The sequence below is a fragment of the Vibrio ostreae genome, from assembly GCF_019226825.1.
Lineage (GTDB): Bacteria > Pseudomonadota > Gammaproteobacteria > Enterobacterales > Vibrionaceae > Vibrio > Vibrio ostreae.
Map to the genome: position 1 here is coordinate 706,540 of NZ_CP076642.1, position 19,784 is coordinate 726,323.

Sequence of the window (19,784 nt, forward strand, 5' to 3'; positions counted from 1 at the left end):
TATTAAGGGTTAATCTGCGTAGCCGCTGCCGATGGCACGAAACGGCATTTTCAGCCCCAGTTCCGGCACTTGCTTACCGACCCAGGCCGGGAAAGTGTTGCTGTTTGGTCCCGGAAACAGGGTGTATTCATTGGCCCACGGATACAAGCCTACCACTTTCTGTACTTTCGGGATCAACTGCTCAGCTTTTTCGCCCTGAATCGACAGTACTTTTTCAGGTTTTGCTCCGTACCAGTAACGGTCAGGCGTTACCGTCTGGTACTGATAGAGTGCCGGCTGACCGCGGTCAACCCGCCAACCAACCACCTCGTACACGGTATATTCTTCAGCATCCTGCGGTTTGAGCGCCATCCAGGTATGCACGGCAAACCAGCCGCGCCAACTGAACGCATCAGCGGCGTAAAACTCAATCACCGCCTGTTTGTCATTCTGCGGATCAGGGGCGATGCCTGCCGGTTCACGGCTGGCAGAACGCCAGTCGCTCTGAGTACAACCACTGAGCATCGCCGCGACTGACACCAATAAAATCTGCACCATACGGTTAAAACCCAGCTTCTTCCTCATGCTCATCCCCTCTGCCATCACTTATTGTTCTGAAGCTCTCTCGTTGATCTGAAGCACTCTCGTTATTGTAGCCTCTGGTTATCTTAACGCTTTCTTTACCTTCGCCCTTTTACCCTATCAAACCCGGAGTCCTGATTAAAATCATCAATAAACAACAAAAATGTTGCATGGTATTTCATTCACCACCAGGGTCAGTTATGCAGCAGGCCACAGGCTATCCCCCTATTGATATACGGCCTTGAGTGAGTAAGCTGATCACTCAAACAGGAGAAACTGATGAGTACACTGGTCGACAAAATCGCAGAACAGCGCATTCAGGCGGCGTTTGATAACGGCAACATGGATGATTTACCCGGCAAAGGTGAACCATTGCAGTTAGATGATGACAGCATGGTGCCCGAGCAACTGCGTATGGGCTATCGGGTGTTGAAGAATGCCGGTTATATTCCGCCGGAGCTTGCTGAGCGTAATCAGGCAATGTCGTTATGTGATCTAATGGCCCGTTGCGCGGAAGGATCACCGCAGCGCTGTGATGCAGAACATAAACTGCGCCAATTAGAACTACGAATGCGGATGCAAGGTGTGGACACCCGCTTCTTGCACCGCTACTTACGCTCCTTACAAACCGGAGAGCATTAAGGTAACCAATGCTGAATCAAGGCGTGGCCTGGCTGAGACAACGTCCAGCTGAAGGCCGCGATATTCAAAACGATGGTCAGCCAGAGAATAGCCTTAAACGGTTGCTTTTGCGATTTATGCCGCAACTGATTTTGTGCCCACAGCGCTCCGGGCCAGCCGCCTGCCAACGCTAAAAGGTGCAAGGTTTTTTCCGGTATGCGCCAGGTGCCCTGCAGCGCCGCATTTTTATCCCTGGCATACACCAGGTAGGTAACCAGGCTGAGCAGCAGATAGAGCGGGATAAAGACCACCGCGCCGCCCATCAGCAGGGTAGTACCACTGACAAACACTACAAACGCACAGCCGAATACCACCGCTAGCGGAAGGCTGGCGGCCCCTTGCATGTTAACATTCACCGCATTGATACGCCCCTGGCTGTCACGCCCAAGCTCAAAGCAGACTTTGGCATTCACTTTGGGCCGTAAGCCCTTTTTTCTCAGCTCCGATACATGGACAAAGATTTTGCGTTTGCGCTCCGGCGTCACAATAAAACCATAGCCTTTATCGTCATACCACTCGCTGATTTTACCCTGCATATGATTGGAATTTCCCAGCCTGTTGTTTTGCCTGAGTTTAACTGATATCTGAGCGTTAGAGACAAGCGCTAAGTCAGTTTGACGTAAATCCGCGCAAAACAGGCATTAAAAAAGGCGAACAACCGTGTTCGCCTTTCTGGCGCTAAGGGATGACTGAGGTTTAATAGGTTTTACTCTTTTTATCCTGTTTCATCATCTTATCCTGATCCATCATTTTATCTTTGTTGTCATCACGATCCATATGACGTTCCAGTTTAGCTTCACACTCTTTAGCACTGCGGCCTGATTTTTCGCAGTCCTGCAGCTTCATTTTATACTGCGCACGCTCTTCTTCGGACATGCCCATCATATCTTTGTGCATTTGATCCATTTCTTGATCCGACATCATCATGCCCTGACTATTCTGCTTCGCACTGTCAGACATCATGTTTTCACCCTGCTTATGATGATTGGCCATCGCACTGGCGGAAAATCCCAGCACCAATCCAAGCAGCATGACTGAGGTTACATTTTTCATTGCCGTTCTCGCTTCTTGTTATGAGGTTTGCTTTGCTGACGAACTCAATGTTCAACCGCATCGTGATCGAATAAAGTCGCCGCCAAGATCTCCTCAATTGTAGTCCATTCTCCATCATGCAACCGCCGCATGCGTTAACTTTGAGCCACCAGCCTTTCATACCGTGGCTGATAGCGCAGTTTTCCGTTTACATGAGCACTTTCCATCAAAGCCACAGAATGCACTGACAAATCCGTGTCCGGCATACCCAGCGCATCCATCGACTGATACAGCTCGACACGACGCCCCAGTGTGATATGAGGGCGATAGCGCCGGTTTTCCGGTGTAAAGCCATTTAATGCAAGTAACCCGCGCAGCTCAGCCTGCAACGCCATTAACCTGTCGTCCGGCTTTACACCCAGCCAGATCAGCCGCCCGCCTTTGATATCGAAATGACCCAGTTGACGACTGTGTAGCAAATGGGGTGGTTCGCTCTCCAACTGAGTCAGTAATACCCCCCAACTGTGCTAAATCGGCATCGCTGACTGCGCCGATAAATTCCAGCGTGAGGTGAAAATTGCCATCGTGGGTAAAACTGCCGTGTGCAGCGTTTCTTTTCAGTGTATCGCGGCTGCGTTGCAGCATCTCCTGCGCCTTCGTATCGAAAGTCAGCGCAAAGAAGCATCGTGTGTTGTCGGACATCGCCGTTCTCCTTCAGATGATCGATATAAGCATACCTCATCATGGCATACAGCTCTGGTTCTGATATGCAAATGATTTAACCTGATAAACATCATCTTTAAAAGAGACCAAGTTTCAAGGAGAGAATAAGGTCCAATTTGCCATGACCGGTGCCGGTGGCATCGGCTGTTATTACGCACTCGCCTGATGAAGGCCGGACATCCGGTTGTGTTTGTTGCCCGGGATGAACATCTCAAAGCGTTACAATCGCAGGGGCTGTCACTGCATCATACCGAACTGATCATGCGTTTGCTGCAACACGCCAGCGGCCAGCTCGACTAAGCCAGAACGCTAAAGGTGCGCAATACTCATCTTCAGGTTGCACTTTTGGCGAGGTAATTTGTGTCAAAAGTACAACCTGGGCACATATTTTCTGCGCTACCTGTGCTGGGCATGAAGACAGCCAACCAGCATCAATCACGCCAGCCAGTTAACACCATTTACTTATATTTAACAGTTAGTTATCACGTAGAATTTATTTTTGCCCAGGCGCACAATTTTGCATCAACCCGGTTAACTTTGCCCCCGTAATACATTCATACTCAGTATCAGTTAAGGGCAATACCAAAACTGTCATGACCTGATACCGGGACAACATAACCGAGACTCAGATTGCAGGTTGGCACAGAATACTCTTCTGCTGGAAATCGCTGGCAGTATTTGAACCCTTCAGCCGCAGACCTGAACACTGTTATGGTTGCAGTTGTTACCGGTGTAACCGCTGTAATACGGTGCCGTCTATACGGGCGCCGCACACAGTACTGTGCGAAAGCCTGCCTCTGTCCGCCGTTCATGGTGATTTGCCCTCCCGCGATTTTAAATGAAATCAGGAGCTTCACTATGAGTGATATTGCGCTTTCTATCAGCATTCTGGCGCTGGTGGCAGTGCTGGTCTTATGGATTGGGAACTGGCGGATCTACGGCGTTGGTCTTGGGATTGGCGGAGTACTGTTTGGCGGTATTCTGGTTGGTCACTATACCGGGGTGTGGGGCGTCACGCTCAACTATGAGACCCTGCACTTTATCCAGGAATTCGGCCTGATCCTATTTGTTTACACCATAGGCATTCAGGTAGGGCCGGGCTTCTTTTCTTCGCTGCGCAGTTCCGGCCTCAAGCTGAATGGCTTTGCCGTGCTGATTGTGCTGCTCGGCTGCACTGTGACGGTTGGTCTGTACTATCTGTTTGATGTCCCTCTGCCGGTGATACTCGGCGTCTTTTCCGGTGCCGTCACCAATACCCCTTCGCTGGGTGCCGGCCAGCAGATTCTGACCGAACTGGGTGAACAACGCAGCCTGCTTGACCTGACCGGGATGGGCTACGCTATCGCTTATCCGTTTGGTATCTGCGGTATTTTGCTGACCATGTGGCTGCTAAGAATGATGTTTCGCGTCAATATTAATCACGAAGCTCAGGAGTTCGAGACGCACAACGGGCATAAAAAGAGAGCCTGCACACCATGAACGTGGCGGTGCGTAACCCCAACCTGAATGGCTTATTCCTCCAAGACATTCCGGCCCTGAGTGAAGGCGACATTGTGTGTTCGCGCCTCAAACGGGGCGATACTCTGCATGTCCCTAAACCAGAATCGAGAGTCGAAGTCGACGATCTGCTGCACTTGGTCGGCGATAAAAAGGCGCTCGATAAAGCCCGGCTGGTGATCGGCGAAGAAGTCGATGCATCCCTGTCGACCCGAGGCACAGAATTGCGGGTCCAACGTCTGGTGGTGACCAATGAGATCGTACTGGGTAAGAAACTGCGCGATCTCGATCTAAAACAGAAATACGATGTGGTGGTCTCTCGTCTTAACCGCGCCGGGATTGAGCTGGTGCCGACCAGTCAGTCGACACTGCAATTCGGTGACATTCTTAATCTGGTCGGCCGTCAGGACGCCATTGAAGCGGTGAGCGGTATTGTCGGTAATGCTCACCAAAAACTGCAACAGGTGCAGATACTGCCAGTGTTTGTCGGCATTGGTCTTGGCGTGCTGCTTGGCTCTATTCCGTTTTATCTGCCCGGCTTTCCCGCCGCGATAAAACTCGGTTTGGCGGGTGGCCCGCTGATCGTTGCCTTGATTCTGGCCCGCATTGGCAGCATTGGTAAGCTGTACTGGTTTATGCCACCCAGCGCCAACCTGGCGCTGCGCGAAATCGGTATTGTGCTGTTTCTGGCCGTAGTCGGACTCAAATCCGGCGGCAATTTTGTCGCCACGCTGGTGGAGGGTGACGGCCTGAGCTGGATGGGTTATGGCATGATGATCACCGCAATCCCATTACTGACTGTTGGCATTGTGGCCCGTTTGTTCGGTCAGTTGAATTACCTGACCATCTGCGGCATGCTGGCCGGTTCGATGACCGATCCACCAGCACTGGCCTTTGCCAATGCGATCCATGAAGAGAGCGGTGCTTCGGCGTTGGCCTATGCCACAGTTTATCCTCTCGTTATGTGTCTACGCATCCTCTCACCACAAATTCTGGCCTTGATTTTGTGGAGCCTGTGACTCGATTTTGTAGAGCCTGTGACTCTTTGTCCCGGTGTCAGGTCGGCCAATACCGCGGTATTGGCCCCGCCGCATGACTCATTTTCTCACTCAGGCGCTTGTGAACTCACTCAGCAAACTTGCCTAGCAAGAGTGCTAACAGCGCCGCATTGTCAGCATATTTCAGTCAAGCTCACCATCATACTTTAGTGAAAGACGGCACAAGCTCACCGCTCCGGCACACTAATCACGTTATAGTCCAACAAACGAAACACAATAATAATGATTAGGACGAAGTATGTTATCGACTCAACAACGTTTAGCCTTGGCAACCACACTGGGTGCGGCGCTCACTCTGGCGGGTGGCTGGCGGCTCGGCATCGAAAGTGGCGGCTTCATTTTTCTCAGCGCTGCTATCCCACTGTTACTCGCTCCCTGGCAAATGCGCAGCCAGCATACAGACGGGCAAACCGACTCATACGCCAGCGACGACAATGCCCTGATCGCTGCTCAGATCGGTGCTGAACTGAACAAAAATGCCGTCAGTGCTGCGAAAGTGTCGTATGCACTTGATACGGTAAAACAACAGACATCGCGTCAGGTTACATCAATCGAGCGGATTTCTGACAGCTCAGAAGCGATTACCGACACGCTGGCAGTCAGCGCATCGCACACCAGCTCAGCGCTACAGGCCACTCAAGTGATGCGGGCGACCAGTGAAGAAGGGCGAGCAGAGCTGGATCAAGCGGTGCAAAGTATGCAGCAGCTCAGTCATCAGACAGACGCATCGGTCGATCAAATCAAGACCCTGGAATCTCAGGTTGAACGTATCGAAACCGTGGTCGAGGTGATTGAAAGTATTGCCGCTCAAACCAACCTGCTGGCTCTCAACGCCGCAATTGAAGCGGCACGGGCCGGGGAAAGTGGGCGCGGTTTTGCTGTGGTTGCCGATGAAGTGCGTAATCTGGCAGAACGCACCGCCCGCAGCACCGAAGAAGTTTCGACGATTGTCGGGCAAATTTTCGCTCAGACGCGTCAGGTGACCGCATCGATTGGTGAGTTGTCTACCAATGTGACACAAGGTGTCGCACGAGTGGAAAGTGTCAGCCAACGCCTGGAAACGATCGCCAGCCAGTCGCAACAGGTAGAACAACAGATGAGTGCCATCAGTGACGACGTAGCCACTAATGAACAGAGCCTGCGTCAGATCGCCCGTTCCATAACCCATAGTCAGCAGGAATTATCGGCCAGTGATCACGAACTGCTCGAACTACAGACCGAAGCAGAACATTTAATGCAACTTGCCGAGCACAGTAACGCGGTCCTGGTCGAACACTATCCGCAATCCATGCACCGGCCTTTCTATGAACTGGCCTCGACGCTGGCAACGGCGGTGGGTAAAAAATTCGAACAGGACATCGCCAGTGGCGTGATATCGCAGCAGGCGCTGTTTGACCGTCAGTATCAACCCGTTGGCAACACCCAGCCGGCCAAATATCAGACCGCATTTGATCAGTATTGTGACTCGGTCCTTCCTTCCATGCAGGAGCCGGTTCTGACTCAGCGTCCAGAGATGGTTTATGCCATTGCGACCGACGACCATGGTTACGTCCCGACTCACAATAATCAGTTCTGTCAGCCACTGACCGGCAACCCGCAGCAGGATATGGTTGGCAACCGCACCAAGCGTATCTTTTCGGACCGGGTCGGCATGCGATGCGGCCAGCATCAGCAGACCATGTTACTGCAAACTTATAAACGCGACACCGGAGAAGTGATGCACGATATCTCGGTACCCGTTTACGTTAACGGCCGTCACTGGGGCGGAATGCGCCTTGGTTATGCACCACCACAGTAATCCGGCCTGACCTTGAGACCTCATTCGGCCCGTCTGCTTTGATCGGCGGGGCGAATTTTTCATTTCCACCGCGGTGAAAGCGTGCCACACCTGCGATTACTGCAATCTAACTGTGAGGTTTTGAGCAAGTTTGCCAATTGATAGTGTTGACCAGGTTAATTAGACTCCCGACATGGACCTGCTTATCATTTTCAAACTTTATCTTCTTTCCGGACTGGCTTTTTTTGCCATCGCTTTCGCTATTTTCTCGCGTAACCTCAACAACAGCCAAATTCTGATTGCCAAAGTACTGCCGATTTTCGCCCTGTTCGGGCTTGTTCATGCTGCGCATCTGTGGTCTGAACTCTATTTCGATCTCTATCAGCATGAATTCGCTTTGACCCGGCAGTTGGAAACATTCCTAGTGCTCAAATTGGCGCTCTCATTTATGCCCTTGGCTTACTTTGCCTGGCGCATGCTGGAACTGACACGCTGGAAAGCGTCTCTGCTACGCCGGATTAAACGTGTTATCGGGCTGCTGACAATCATTTTACTCAGCCACCTGTGCTGGATATACAGCCAATTCAGCTATCCGGTGTTTGTGCACTATGCCAGTAACTATCTTTATTGGACCTTGGGCGTCGGATTCAGCATTCTAGCTGGCTACACGCTTTTTTCTTATGCACATCGTATCGCTGGCAACGGCTACGGCTCACCGCTACCGTTTCAGGCACTAGGATTATCACTGATCAGCTACGCGCTTTGCGCCAGCCTGCTCGGAGAGGACACTGAACCTTTGTGGGTACATCTTCTGCGTCTGGTCTGTGCTTATGCCGTGATGCTCAGCCTCTGGCATACACTGCGTGTTTTTGACCGTGAGCACGACCAGCAGTTGCAGTCAAACCTGCAATTGTCTCTGCAGGATGCCAAATTGCGCGAGCTTGGCGAACTGACCTCGGCGATTGCCCACGAGATCAAAACGCCGCTTAGCAGTGCCATGATGAGCTGTGATTTACTTGAGCGCCAACTGATAGATAATGCCAATCACAAGCGCCAGATTGACCGTATCCGCTTTGGCTTAAACCGCGCTGCAGAAATCAGCCAGGAGGTACTCAACTATGCACATCACAGACCGATTCAGCGTCAGCCCGTCAACCTGTCACAGGTCATTGAGCAAGCTTTAACGCTCAATCAATACCGGCTGGAAGAGTTCGATGTGCAGGTTGACGTTGACCATCAGTTGGGCATTTCCGGTGATGCCGGCTTGCTGGAAGAAGTGTTCAGCAACCTGATTGGTAACAGCGTTGATGCCAGTCATGACACCAAGGTATTGCGTATCCGGGCTATTCAGAATCAACAATACGCCATCGTCACCTTCACTGACTGTGGGAGTGGAATGCCGGATGCCCTGTTACATAAGGCGACCCAACCGTTTTTTACCACTAAACCCAAAGGTGAAGGAACCGGTATGGGCCTGGCGCTATGCAAACAAATCATTATGCAACACAACGGCGAACTACTGCTCTATAACCACGATAACGGCCTGACGGTGGAAGTTCGCATTCCGAGGAGTATTTGATGACTTTAAAACTGTTACTGGCAGAAGACGATCCGCAACTGCGTGAAGTCCTGCTTGAAGCTTTGGCACTGGAATCGTTTGAAGTGACTGCTTTTGATAATGCTGAAGATGCCCTGGATGCCGCGGCCAGGCAGCCGTTCGAACTGGCTCTGTTTGATGTCGTGATGGGTGGCATGACAGGTATTGATGCGCTGACAACACTACGCCGCCTGCAACCTAACATCGGCATTGTCATCACCACCGCTTTTGCCACCGTCGATCTGGCCGTTGATGCCATGAAAAAAGGCGCGGATGAGTTTCTCACCAAGCCGTTTAATCTGGCCACCTTGTCGGTAACTCTGAAACGGGTCCATGCTGAGCGCAGCCCGAAAGCCCAGATTGAAGAACGTCATCATGACCAGATCTTCAGCGCCCTCTCCAATCCGATTCGACGCACCGTGGTGAAACAGCTCAAATTACACCGCAAAGTCAAATTTATGGATTTGTGTCGCATGGTGGGGGTCGAAGATCATACCAAATTTAACTTTCACTTACGCCAACTGGTCAACAGCGGCCTGGTGGTTAAAGAAGAAAAGCGGGTCTATTCTCTGACCGCACAGGGCCAGCAAATATACGCCAGCTTGCTGCTGTGAATCGTGATCACGTGTAACGCGGCGCGGACAGCGTAAGTCGCACAAGTTCACCTTGCCCTTATTGGCAAGGTGAAACCCTAAGCCCTATTCTTTAAATGGAGCTTGTTTCAAGCCAGAAAGGGGGTGACCTATGTTTTCCGTTAACCGTCATGGAGAAAACCGCCTCGATATTCAAATCAGCGGTACTCTTGATAAAGAAGGCATGACTTTCGCTTTGGATCAACTGCTGACCCAGGGGGAAGGCATGCAAAATGGCGTGATGCTGTACGATGTCATCGATTATCATCTGCCAACACTGGATGCCATCTGGGTTGAACTGAAACAGATGCCTGAATTAATTGCCCTAATGCGACGTTTCAATAAGGCCGCGATTCTGTCCGATAAACAGTGGATCAAAACCGCCAGTGAACTAGAGGGGAAACTGATGCCCCATATCGAAATCAAGGCGTTTGACCGCAGCGAAAAAGCGCAGGCTGAAGCCTGGCTAAACAGCTGATCAGTTCTGGCGAAGCAGCCGTTCGACGAAGGGCCGGGCTACCCCGGCCGCTGCGGCTAATCCGCTTCTTTTGCCCCATCTTTCACTCCTCTGTCATTCTTCCACTCTCCCGTCATTCTTTTAACTTTCCTGCCAAGCATCACCATTGACGATAATTTTTGTTATCCATATCATCTTTAAAACAAGCAGTTACATATCAATTCATTGCAGTTATGCTAAGGTAGAAGCCTGTCTATTCATGCAATTTGAGCTAAAAATATTATAAAGAGGCAATAATGAAATTAAGCAGTTGGTTACTTCCTGTAATTACAATCTTTGGTCTCAATGCTGCGGCATTTGCACAAGAAGATAACAATACTGACAAAAAACAGGATATCGGCCATGTCTACATAAACGCAGACTTGGCATTTTTTAACGATGCTGAATTGGAAAGTGGTAACGGCAAAATCAAAGAAAACGGTGACTTTGGCGATTTTGGATACAACCTCGCCGCCGGATACGAATTTAACACCCATCGCGATGTAAAATTGGGCGTAGAAATTGAGTACCGCCATTTCGGCACAGTACAATATGCTGATTTAGTTGATGCAGACGGCGATGCAGTTTTTTTTAACATCAAGCCTCGTTTCATTAAGCATTACAAGCAAGTAGATGCTTATGTTAGTCTGATTGGCGGCATAGGGCATCTTGACTTTGAACTAGAAAACACATCAACCGGAGCTTCCGCGTCAGCGTCTAAGGGCGGCTTCCAGTATGGTGCGGAGATCGGCGTCGCGTTTCGCAACAACATGAGTCTGCATGCCGGATACCGTATCGCTCAAGCACAAGATGTAGAAGACATAGATATCACAGTGTCGACTGGCTACATTGGTATAGGTTACCAGTTTTAATCTAAAGAGCAGGCCTGCCGGCGATCAACATCTATTTTTACCAAAATCTAAAATCTTCGCAGGCCGCTATTGTTCAGGAGATCGTATGTACACAGGAAACATTGACGAGCTGTTGGGGTGCGAACTGCCCATTATTCAAGCGCCGATGGCTGGTGTGCAAGACAGCGAACTGGCCATCGCGGTGTGTCAGGCCGGGGGCCTGGGCTCCCTGCCCTGCGCAATGCTGAGTGCAGACGGCATGGTGGAGGAAATTAAACTCATTCAACGTTCAACGGATAAACCGTTTAATCTCAACTTTTTCTGCCACTCCATGCCTGCCTTCGATCCTGAAAAGCAACAACGCTGGCAAACCACACTGAGCCCTTATTTTCAGCAACTGAACGCCGAGTTACCGGCGGCAGAGAATGGGGCCAGCCGGATGCCGTTCAGCCACGATATCGCCGATGCCATCGAGCCGTTTCACCCCCGGGTACTGAGTTTTCATTTCGGGCTGCCGGAGCCGGATCTGCTCAAACGAATCCAGCATTGGGACTGTACAATTCTCGCCTCCGCGACCACCTTACAGGAAGCACACTGGCTTGAAGCTCGCGGTGTTGATGCCATTATTGCTCAGGGCGTCGAAGCCGGAGGACATCGCGGTATGTTCCTCAGTCAAGACACCAGCACCCAAATCAGTACTACCGCACTGGTGCCACAAATCGCTCAGCAAGTGCGGGTACCCGTCATTGCTGCCGGTGGCATCGCTGACAGCCGTGGTATTCAGGCGGCACTGATGCTGGGAGCCAGCGCCGTTCAACTCGGCACGGCTTACCTGCTGTGTACAGAGGCAAAAACATCGTCGTTGCATCGTGCTGCGATTAAAAGTGAGCGCTCGCAACATACGGCCCTGACCAACCTGTTTTCCGGTCGTCCGGCACGCGGCATCGTCAATCGGTTAATGAGCGAGCAAGGTTACCTCAGCGATTCGGTCGCTGATTTCCCGTATGCCGCCAGCGAAGTCACTGCCTTGCGTAAACTGGCGGAAAGCCAGGGCCTTGATGACTTTTCTCCACTATGGTGCGGGCAAAACCCATCCGGCTGCGTTGAAATTTCTGCAGCGGAGCTGACCCTGCTGCTGGCGTGTGAAAGCGGAATGATCGATTGTCAGTACCTGCATGATGAGCCCTACCCTTACTCAATCTGAATTAGTTCTCACCATTTTCATCACCAGACACAAACGTGAAAAAGAGTCACTATTGTATCCTTAGTCTTTGACGTTACTGAATATCAAACCGTTATCATCAAGATCAAACTTGCACAGAAATCAACCTAATTTCTTCGTCAATAGCGCTGGCTGATATGCGCTATCATGACCTAAATTCAAACACTGCTGAGAATGATCGTTAACGCGCACTAAAATAGCGATTCAGGTGTATTAAATATACGTAAGATTAAAACCGCAAAGAAATTTAAACTTGGCAGGAAACTCTCTCCATAATCAGTTAATTTCTCAGACAAAAATTTCACACGCCGTCCCCTAACCGCCTTCAAACAACAGGCATATCGATAAATATGAAATTTATCATTTCATTTTTACTGATGAGATTCATTTGTTTTTGCAAAAATAAAGCGATAAAGTAAACACAAGGTTATAAATTAATGCAGACACGGGTGATGTTAACATCATTTGCGATTTTCAATTTATAGGGTATTGGTTTATTAACCCAAATAAAAGCTAACTCTGATTTATATTAATCACCACTCTGAATGAATTTATTCAGAGTGGATTTTTATTTAAATAATGTTTAAATTTGAACCATAGCAAAATAAATCATTATAAATAGTAAACCTATATTTCATTCAATGCATATCAATAAATAACATCACTCAAATATATCAGGGTTGAACAATTTTCTCTTCAACCCTGAAAAATATCGCGAGATAAGTAAGTTTGGAGTTAGTTGCTGACGAAAATTCGCGCATTACGCGGTTGAATCGGACGATTGTTTTTGCCCATCATACCGGTCAGGACCGCCCGTTGTTGCTCCGACAATGCTTTGGGCTGCTGCATAACAAACCAACGCACACCTTCACTGCAGGGTGGTGTCGTGAGAGAACCGTTGAAACGGTAGTAATGATTGGTCTCCGGCAGCAGCGTGTCGACGGCAAACGGATGAGCCAGATCGACCGTGTGCCCCTTATCAGGCAGAGACTCGGTCAATTGCTTGAGAGCAGGATTCTCTGAACCCATATCGAACATAACCGCGACCACGGCCAGACTTCCCTGCTCATCGGCATTCACAAAATGCGCTTCCAGCGGGTATTGATAGGCCTTAATCAGGTTTTCCGACGGAGTATGGAAATGAAACTGCTTGAGGGTGAATGTTTTACCATCAACTTGCAGCTGATTATTACCTTCTACCGTCGCTTGCAAGGTGTGACCATTGTTAGTCAGAGCGGTTACCTGCCCCTGATAACTGACATTGAGTGCGGAAAGATTAGCGGGTAAGGCGCCTTCAATATCGACCGGACTTTGATTTTGTCCCTTCGCACAGGTCTGTGAAACACCGCCCCAATGCGCCGGGCCATGACTCCCCTCATATCCCCATTCCGATGCCGCCGCTCCGGCACTGTAAAAAGCACACACAGACATTGCCAGCAAAAGCTTGTTCATTGTATCTCCTTGGTTTTCTGTTGCCCTGAGGCGTTAAATACGTTGTAAGTTGTCAACACGTTGCAATCAACCCAATGATAAACAGCGAGCTATCGGTTACAACGATTCCCTACTGGTAATCCATCGATGCGCAGTAAGTTATCAACAGCTGCCGGTATCGGATTTGATTTAAAACAACGGGTTGTCAATTTCGTCAGACAGTAAAACCCTTTTTATCCTGTGTGAATGATGAAATATAAGATTGAAGCGGAGAGTTGGAAGGACTATCGCACACATCTCACTGCTAATATGAGTGTGGCCAGTAAAACTGGAAGCTAAATCTCGTCATGTGCGACACACAGTTTCTTGGCTGCTACCAACGAAAAACCCGCTCCGTTTCCGGTAAAAGAAACTGAGCGGGTTTAAGCAGTCAGACGATCACTTAAGCAGAAGGGATAGCTTAAGCCAAATTTTTCCTTAATCGCTGATATGGGTCTGATTATCGGCAATGGTTTGCGTCAGGCGCTCAAACGTCATGGTCAGACGTTCGCACATCCCTTCCACAATTTCGTATTGACCCGGCAACAGAGGATAAAAACGTAATTGCGTCAGCAAGTCATTACACGCCTTGTTAAATTGCGAGGAGAACTGCCCTTTTGAGCACTGCATAAAGGCCTCAGCTAACGCATTCTGCCAGTTCTCCAGACCTTGCTGCAGATTCTCATCCACCACGCTGCCCACCATACGCCGCAGACGTACCGACACGTGCCCAAGGTTAAGACCGGTCAAAGCCAGCTCGGTAATATCACGAGTGCGGGCCGCCATACTTTTATCGTACGTCGCAATCCGTAACAAGCGATCGCCCATGCGGGCATTGAACCAGTGTTCAGGTGAAGGATGATTCATGATCTCACTCAGATCCTGCTTGGTGGCACGCAGCAGGCGGTATTGCATAAGCTGTAGTCCAGGTCCGGTGATCATTTTGAACATCCAGTACAACACCGTCACCCCGACAAAAATCGACAGCGAGTTACTCAGGGTGTAATCGACTGAGAAAGCCCGGCTCATATCATTACTCGGGCTGATCAAAATCGTGAACGGAATACAAAAGCCCAGGCCATATGGCATGGTCGCCCGGTTGGCCAATGCCATCAGGCCAAAGAAATACGGGCCGGCCAGCACCATGACCAGAATTTCATAATCTCCGCTACTTTGAGCCAACAGATTAAGGCCGTAAAACACCGCGACCGGCACGGCAATCATGACCCCGACTAACAGACGCTGCAGAACGATCATCAGAATCGTCATTGGCAGACGTGCCAGCATAATCGAGAAAATAACCGGCAGGATCATCATCATCAGCACCGCTGTCGAGCCCGTGCCAATCCACAAGCCAGCCCCGACCAGAAACACCAGCATGGTTCGACCGCCAGTCACCAGCCCCACCAGTGGATCCTTGTAGCTTTTCTGGGTTGGCGCGTTGAGTCGCACAGGAACAGCACTGATAAGCGCATTATAACCTTTCAGGATCATCACCAAATCGGCGCTGAGTTCGAGCGAAACTTTCATCAGCCTTGATTGCAGCGGCGTCAAATCACATGCCTGATTACTGTACACCAACTGGCGGCGGCGCAAAGATTGCGCCTGTTTGTAACATTCGTTGTAGTCGTTGGTTTCTTCCATACGTTTGAAAGAGTCACGCATGTCAGCAAGCATTTCTGCCAGATATTCGCCGATCAAATCAGGATGGTTACGTTGCAAGCGGCCGAAAATCTGAATCATCGCCAGTAGAGACAGGGTTTTATTGGATATCTGGCTGGCAGCGCGGCTTTGACCCGGCCCATCCGGGCCCTCGTAGACGACCGCGCTCTGGTCATCACTCATGGCAGCAATCGACTCCAGTATGGTATCGACATGCTGATGGCGGCCATCGTGAGAACCGTTCGGATCCAGCTCCAGGTTCAGGTAACTCAGGGTCTGGTTAATCACATGACGGGCGTGGGCACGCAGCCCGTCTTTAACCTGCATCGGAAAGACCAGTTTACTGACCAGGGCGGCACAAATCGCACCCACAATAATTTCACTGACCCGGGCCTGGGCGACTGCAAAGATGGTCTGGCTGCTGGCGGTGGCCGGAGACACCATCACCAGCAACACAATCAGACATGCCGTGATACCTGCCATCGCAAACAGATATATGAAGTTGGTACGACGTACCATCGCGCCCATGCCTGAGTTGATTCCCAGCCACAGCGCCAGACAACCGATCGCCAGTTCCGGATAAGGCATAAACCATTGCAGGATCGTGATCCCGACAATCCCCCCGACCAGAGTACCGACAATCTGGCAGATACCCTTTTCAATCACCAGACCACTTTCCGGGCGGATCTGCAGAAACACCGCAGAGACCAGCGCCCAGTATGGGCGATCAAGATTAAGAAACATGGCGATATAGAGGGAGAGCGCCATCGCGACCACCCCTTTTATCGCAAATATCACCGACTGTTTGTTCGGCATCAGTAAGGTGTTAAGCAGCACACCCATGACGTTCACTCAGCCTCTTGCAGATAGATCGAGACCGTCATACCGGCACTGATATTGACATTTTCATCCAGCGGATCGAGCTTGATATCGACCGGAATACGCTGTGCAAGACGAACCCAGTTAAAGGTTTGCTGCACCTGAGGCAATAACTGACCATTACTGCTGGTATTGGTATCCGCGATGGCTTTACCAATGCTGACCACCTTGCCGGTTAACGGTTTACCACCACTCATCAGGGTGATTTTGGCCGACTGGCCGACTTTAATCATCGGCAGTTTGGTTTCTTCAAAATACCCGGTGACGTAAAAAGAGTCTTTTTTCACCAGCGACAGGACCGAACTCCCCTGACTGACGTAGTTACCTTCACGTAAATTAAGGTTAATCAGCGTGCCATCTGCCGGGGCATGAATCTGGGTACGGTCGAGGTTAATTTGCGCGGTATTGAGCTGTGCTTTGGCAATATCCAGGCTTGCTTTTGCCAGTTCGGTATTAATACGAGCGCTTTCGACGGTCTCTTCGCTGATTAGGTTTTTACCCGTCAATTGCTGTCGACGAACATAGCGGTGACGTTCCAGATCGAGCGCGTATTGTTTGTTTTCTACTTCCGCTTCCAGCTCTTTGATCTTGGCCGCATAGCGGGTGGGATCGACACTAAAGATGAGTTCCCCTTTTGATACCTGCTGGTTATCCTGCACATTGAGGGTATCAACCCAGCCAGACACGTCCGGAGCTATGGTGATCACTTGGGCGCGGATTCGGCCATCACGGGTCCAGGGTGAGTAGAGATAATGATCCCATACCCAGTGACCGGCAATCACGGCAATGATAACCACCGCCAGAGTGAGACAAATACGCAATACTTTTCCCATATTCAACATTAACTCCCGAAAAAATGAATAATAATCGCCAGATAACAGACAAACAGCCCGACCTCAAACCAAGCTACTTTCCACAGTTTCTGATACACGCCCGTCTTGTGCAGCACTAGCCTGGACACACAGGAGAGCGCAAAGGCCATAGGTGCAAACATCACCAACGGGCTGAACAGCAAGCCTCCCAGCGCTAATTCTTCAAACATAACGAAATCATCTCAGTAGGTTAGATTAATAGTATATACCCAAGTCAGGACAATATGCCGAATTGGTGACACTCCGCCGGCAGGCAGATCACACCGGCTGAATAAGCAGGTCTCAGTTACAATCAACCATCGCTTTCGTAATTCTGAAGAACTCAATGACAGCGCAGGCTGCTGGATCGGCGATCCCGCCAGGTAACCACCGTTTAGTGCCAGCATCAAAAAGAGAGAACGAAATGGGATAAACAGACGAAGACAGCTTATTCTTAATGAATTGTTACTTCTTAATGAGTTGTTACTTCTTAATGAATTGTGACTAATTACACCATTGTGCCTATTTGGCCGCCAGCCATCAAGCACCTGTCAGGACGCAGACTATTAACTTTAAAGAATAAATGATTCCGCAGAGCGTCAGAATAAGGCCTGTAAGGAAAGGATATCGCCCGCTCAAACAACGAGCGGATATCCGGCTGATGCGGGATTGCTTAATCCGTTGTGAAGTGACGACTCACGTGTGATACAGGCCTAAGACGGCTCGACTAGTGAGACAGATGGGTATATTCGATAATGACCTGGTTGCCATCAACCTGAACGCGTTGAATTTCACCGTCGACAGTAATGCGATTTTGCAAACGCACTAAATGCTCACCGGAGGTAAACTTACTTTTTAATGTCGGCAGCACATTGTAAGGCTCGACATGCAAATGCTGGCAGAAGGTGGTCACAAAGGACATGGTCAGCGGAGCGTTACCGCGTAATAGGTTAGAAAATTCCACCTGACTGACACCCAGCCGTTTTGCCATTTCCATCTGGGTTAAATGCATTTTTGCTTTTTGGGACATCCAAATATCGTACAGTGCATGACGATCTTCTGGGCCAAATTCCATCGTATTTCCTCGCTTGAACTCAATGCGATAAAAATGACAAAAACAGTTAATCACAATGTCAATCGAAAGTGAGTTTCTGTCCAGAGTTTGCCCCGCGAGCCTCTGTTTGCGAGCCAAATCGCCCTCAATGTCAGCTCTCTGTCACCAAAGTAACGCCGCAAAAAGTAACGCCCGCAAATCGCGGGCATTGAGAACACAGTCATTCCAGTTGAGAGAATCAGGAGAACAGACTGGCAAACAAGCGCTTAATCCAGTCCATCGCCTGGCTGAACCAACTGCCTTTTTGCACGCTTTCAAGTGCGACCAAAGGTGATTCTCCTACACTGCGGCCATCCACCTGATAGACCACTTTACCCACAACCTGACCTTGTTCTATTGGTGCCTCTAACTCTTTATCCATTTCAATCAGGCCGCTGAGCTGCGCCAGCTCCCCTTTCATGACCGTAATATATGTGGTTTGCGGCACACCGACCGCCACAGTGCTTTTCTCTCCCATCCAGATAGGTGCCTGTTCGAGGGCTTCACCTTGCTGATGGGGAGCCACGGTTTCAAAAAAACGAAAGCCATAACTCAACAACTGTTTGCTGTCCGACTCACGTCCTTTCTGGCTGCCTGAACCCATGACCGCAGAGATAAGGCGCATGTTACCATTGGTGGCTGAAGTCACCAGACTGTAACCAGCGCCACTGGTATAACCGGTTTTCATCCCATCCACATTCATACTGCGGTCATGCAACAGACCATTGCGGTTATACTGCGTGATACCGTTGTAGGTAAAAGACGTTTCGCTATACAGTGGATAGATATCCGGCAAATCACGGATAATCGCCTGAGCAAGCTTGGCAATATCATACGGCGTGGTGTAGAGGCCATCGCTGTCCAGTCCGTGCGGGTTAGTAAAGGCGGTATTGTTCAACCCGAGGCGCTGCGCCCATGAATTCATCAAATCGACAAAGCCACTTTCCGACCCTGCCACATGTTCGGCAATCGCGACGCTGGCATCGTTGCCGGACTGGACAATTAAGCCGCGGTAGAGATCCATCATGTTGACACTGGTCCCTACCTCAATAAACATTTTGGAAGAATCGGGGAAGTTTTTGGCCCAGGCATGTTCGCTGATGGTGACATTATCACTGGCGGAAATTTTGCCGCTTTTCATCTCCTGACCAGCGACATAAGACGTCATCAGCTTAGTCAAACTAGCCGGATTCATTTTTTTCATTGCCATTGTGCTCAACCAGGACTTGCCCGGTGTGATAATCCATCAGCACATACCCTTTGGCAGACAATTGCGGCGGATTCGGAATCACGATCGGCTCGGCCGACGCCCATGCAGAAAATAAGCTCATACCGGTCGCAGAAATGGCGACCATCCATCCAGTTGTTTTCATAACCCGCATCCAAAACCATTAATATTGATTAACGTTGTAGTACTGCCAGCCACCTGATAATCAGGCTATCGGGCTTTTGATTGTGGTGCTGACAACATGACGACTCGCATCACAATCAGAAATGTTTGCGCCAATACGATGATCCGTTACGCCTGTAAAAAGCAGCGCGACGTAAGGCCATCAGGGCCGGGCATTACGGTGGTTATTGTACCCGAGTCACCCGGTAAGGCTGTGTTCTTTACTTAGACTTACGCAGCTGTAAATGATCGTTACAATCCACCTGAAACTGAGAGAAATCATGCGCCAAAGCGGGCTAAAATTCAGGCTAT

Annotated in this window: 20 protein-coding genes and 1 pseudogene; 10 read left to right on the top strand and 11 right to left on the bottom strand. The window is 49.9% G+C overall.

Annotated features, from left to right (window positions below):
• Positions 1-9: 9 nt before the first annotated feature.
• Positions 10-537, bottom strand: coding sequence for a DUF3750 domain-containing protein (locus KNV97_RS03045; RefSeq protein ID WP_136484014.1), 528 nt, complete (start codon positions 535-537; stop codon positions 10-12).
• A gap of 303 nt (positions 538-840) precedes the next feature.
• Here KNV97_RS03045 and KNV97_RS03050 point away from each other — a divergent pair, with 303 nt between their 5' ends.
• Positions 841-1,203 carry a DnaJ family domain-containing protein gene (locus KNV97_RS03050; RefSeq protein WP_136483893.1) on the top strand — a complete coding sequence of 121 codons (363 nt, stop codon included), beginning with the start codon at positions 841-843 and terminating at the stop codon, positions 1,201-1,203.
• Here KNV97_RS03050 and KNV97_RS03055 read toward each other — a convergent pair.
• The 4 genes from KNV97_RS03055 to KNV97_RS21865 all read right to left on the bottom strand — a co-directional run bounded on the left by KNV97_RS03055 (position 1,200) and on the right by KNV97_RS21865 (position 2,976).
• Positions 1,200-1,778, bottom strand: coding sequence for a DUF1294 domain-containing protein (locus KNV97_RS03055; protein ID WP_136483892.1), 579 nt, complete (start codon positions 1,776-1,778; stop codon positions 1,200-1,202). The genes KNV97_RS03050 and KNV97_RS03055 overlap by 4 nt on opposite strands.
• A 160-nt stretch (positions 1,779-1,938) precedes the next feature.
• Positions 1,939-2,295 (bottom strand): hypothetical protein, encoded by a 357-nt coding sequence (locus KNV97_RS03060; protein WP_218561495.1) that lies wholly within the window; start codon positions 2,293-2,295, stop codon positions 1,939-1,941.
• Positions 2,296-2,429: 134 nt separating this feature from the next.
• Positions 2,430-2,753 (bottom strand): 2'-5' RNA ligase family protein, encoded by a 324-nt coding sequence (locus KNV97_RS21860; protein WP_256611896.1) that lies wholly within the window; start codon positions 2,751-2,753, stop codon positions 2,430-2,432.
• Positions 2,653-2,976, bottom strand: coding sequence for a 2'-5' RNA ligase family protein (locus KNV97_RS21865; protein ID WP_322972657.1), 324 nt, complete (start codon positions 2,974-2,976; stop codon positions 2,653-2,655). Before KNV97_RS21865 ends, KNV97_RS21860 begins: the two co-directional genes overlap by 101 nt.
• Before the next feature lie 186 nt (positions 2,977-3,162).
• Here KNV97_RS21865 and KNV97_RS21870 point away from each other — a divergent pair, with 186 nt between their 5' ends.
• The 9 genes from KNV97_RS21870 to KNV97_RS03100 all read left to right on the top strand — a co-directional run bounded on the left by KNV97_RS21870 (position 3,163) and on the right by KNV97_RS03100 (position 12,109).
• Positions 3,163-3,297, top strand: a complete 135-nt coding sequence (locus KNV97_RS21870) for a hypothetical protein (protein ID WP_256611315.1) — start codon at positions 3,163-3,165, stop codon at positions 3,295-3,297.
• Positions 3,298-3,855: 558 nt separating this feature from the next.
• On the top strand, positions 3,856-4,476 hold the full coding sequence (locus tag KNV97_RS22305; protein WP_256611317.1) for an aspartate-alanine antiporter-like transporter: 621 nt from the start codon (positions 3,856-3,858) through the stop codon (positions 4,474-4,476).
• The gene (locus KNV97_RS22310) at positions 4,473-5,513 is read left to right on the top strand and encodes a putative transporter (protein ID WP_256611319.1); all 1,041 of its coding nucleotides are present in this window, start codon (positions 4,473-4,475) and stop codon (positions 5,511-5,513) included. The genes KNV97_RS22305 and KNV97_RS22310 overlap by 4 nt, the downstream gene beginning before the upstream one ends.
• 277 nt (positions 5,514-5,790) lie before the next feature.
• On the top strand, positions 5,791-7,350 hold the full coding sequence (locus KNV97_RS03075) for a methyl-accepting chemotaxis protein (RefSeq protein ID WP_218561496.1): 1,560 nt from the start codon (positions 5,791-5,793) through the stop codon (positions 7,348-7,350).
• Between the two features lie 172 nt (positions 7,351-7,522).
• A complete protein-coding gene (locus KNV97_RS03080; RefSeq protein WP_218561497.1) occupies positions 7,523-8,908 on the top strand; it encodes a sensor histidine kinase in 1,386 nt (461 codons plus the stop codon).
• Complete coding sequence (locus tag KNV97_RS03085) at positions 8,908-9,540, top strand: response regulator (protein ID WP_136483885.1); 633 nt, start codon at positions 8,908-8,910, stop codon at positions 9,538-9,540. The genes KNV97_RS03080 and KNV97_RS03085 overlap by 1 nt, the downstream gene beginning before the upstream one ends.
• Before the next feature lie 130 nt (positions 9,541-9,670).
• Positions 9,671-10,036, top strand: coding sequence for a SpoIIAA family protein (locus KNV97_RS03090; RefSeq protein WP_136483884.1), 366 nt, complete (start codon positions 9,671-9,673; stop codon positions 10,034-10,036).
• A 275-nt stretch (positions 10,037-10,311) separates the two neighbouring features.
• Positions 10,312-10,926 carry an outer membrane beta-barrel protein gene (locus KNV97_RS03095; protein ID WP_136483883.1) on the top strand — a complete coding sequence of 205 codons (615 nt, stop codon included), beginning with the start codon at positions 10,312-10,314 and terminating at the stop codon, positions 10,924-10,926.
• A gap of 85 nt (positions 10,927-11,011) precedes the next feature.
• Positions 11,012-12,109 carry an NAD(P)H-dependent flavin oxidoreductase gene (locus KNV97_RS03100; protein ID WP_218561498.1) on the top strand — a complete coding sequence of 366 codons (1,098 nt, stop codon included), beginning with the start codon at positions 11,012-11,014 and terminating at the stop codon, positions 12,107-12,109.
• Positions 12,110-12,862: 753 nt separating this feature from the next.
• Here the strand turns inward: KNV97_RS03100 and KNV97_RS03105 are convergent.
• The 6 genes and pseudogenes from KNV97_RS03105 to KNV97_RS03130 all read right to left on the bottom strand — a co-directional run bounded on the left by KNV97_RS03105 (position 12,863) and on the right by KNV97_RS03130 (position 19,455).
• Positions 12,863-13,579 (bottom strand): carbonic anhydrase, encoded by a 717-nt coding sequence (locus tag KNV97_RS03105; protein WP_218561499.1) that lies wholly within the window; start codon positions 13,577-13,579, stop codon positions 12,863-12,865.
• 456 nt (positions 13,580-14,035) lie between these two features.
• Complete coding sequence (locus tag KNV97_RS03110) at positions 14,036-16,102, bottom strand: FUSC family protein (RefSeq protein WP_136484013.1); 2,067 nt, start codon at positions 16,100-16,102, stop codon at positions 14,036-14,038.
• A gap of 5 nt (positions 16,103-16,107) precedes the next feature.
• Positions 16,108-16,971: an efflux RND transporter periplasmic adaptor subunit gene (locus KNV97_RS03115; protein WP_168796973.1), complete on the bottom strand. Its 864-nt coding sequence runs from the start codon at positions 16,969-16,971 to the stop codon at positions 16,108-16,110.
• A gap of 8 nt (positions 16,972-16,979) precedes the next feature.
• Positions 16,980-17,180 carry a DUF1656 domain-containing protein gene (locus KNV97_RS03120; protein WP_136483880.1) on the bottom strand — a complete coding sequence of 67 codons (201 nt, stop codon included), beginning with the start codon at positions 17,178-17,180 and terminating at the stop codon, positions 16,980-16,982.
• A gap of 536 nt (positions 17,181-17,716) precedes the next feature.
• Entirely contained in the window at positions 17,717-18,064 is a 348-nt protein-coding gene (locus KNV97_RS03125) for a helix-turn-helix domain-containing protein (RefSeq protein WP_136483879.1), read from the bottom strand.
• A 217-nt stretch (positions 18,065-18,281) separates the two neighbouring features.
• A pseudogene (locus tag KNV97_RS03130) lies at positions 18,282-19,455 on the bottom strand (serine hydrolase).
• Positions 19,456-19,784 lie beyond the last annotated feature (329 nt).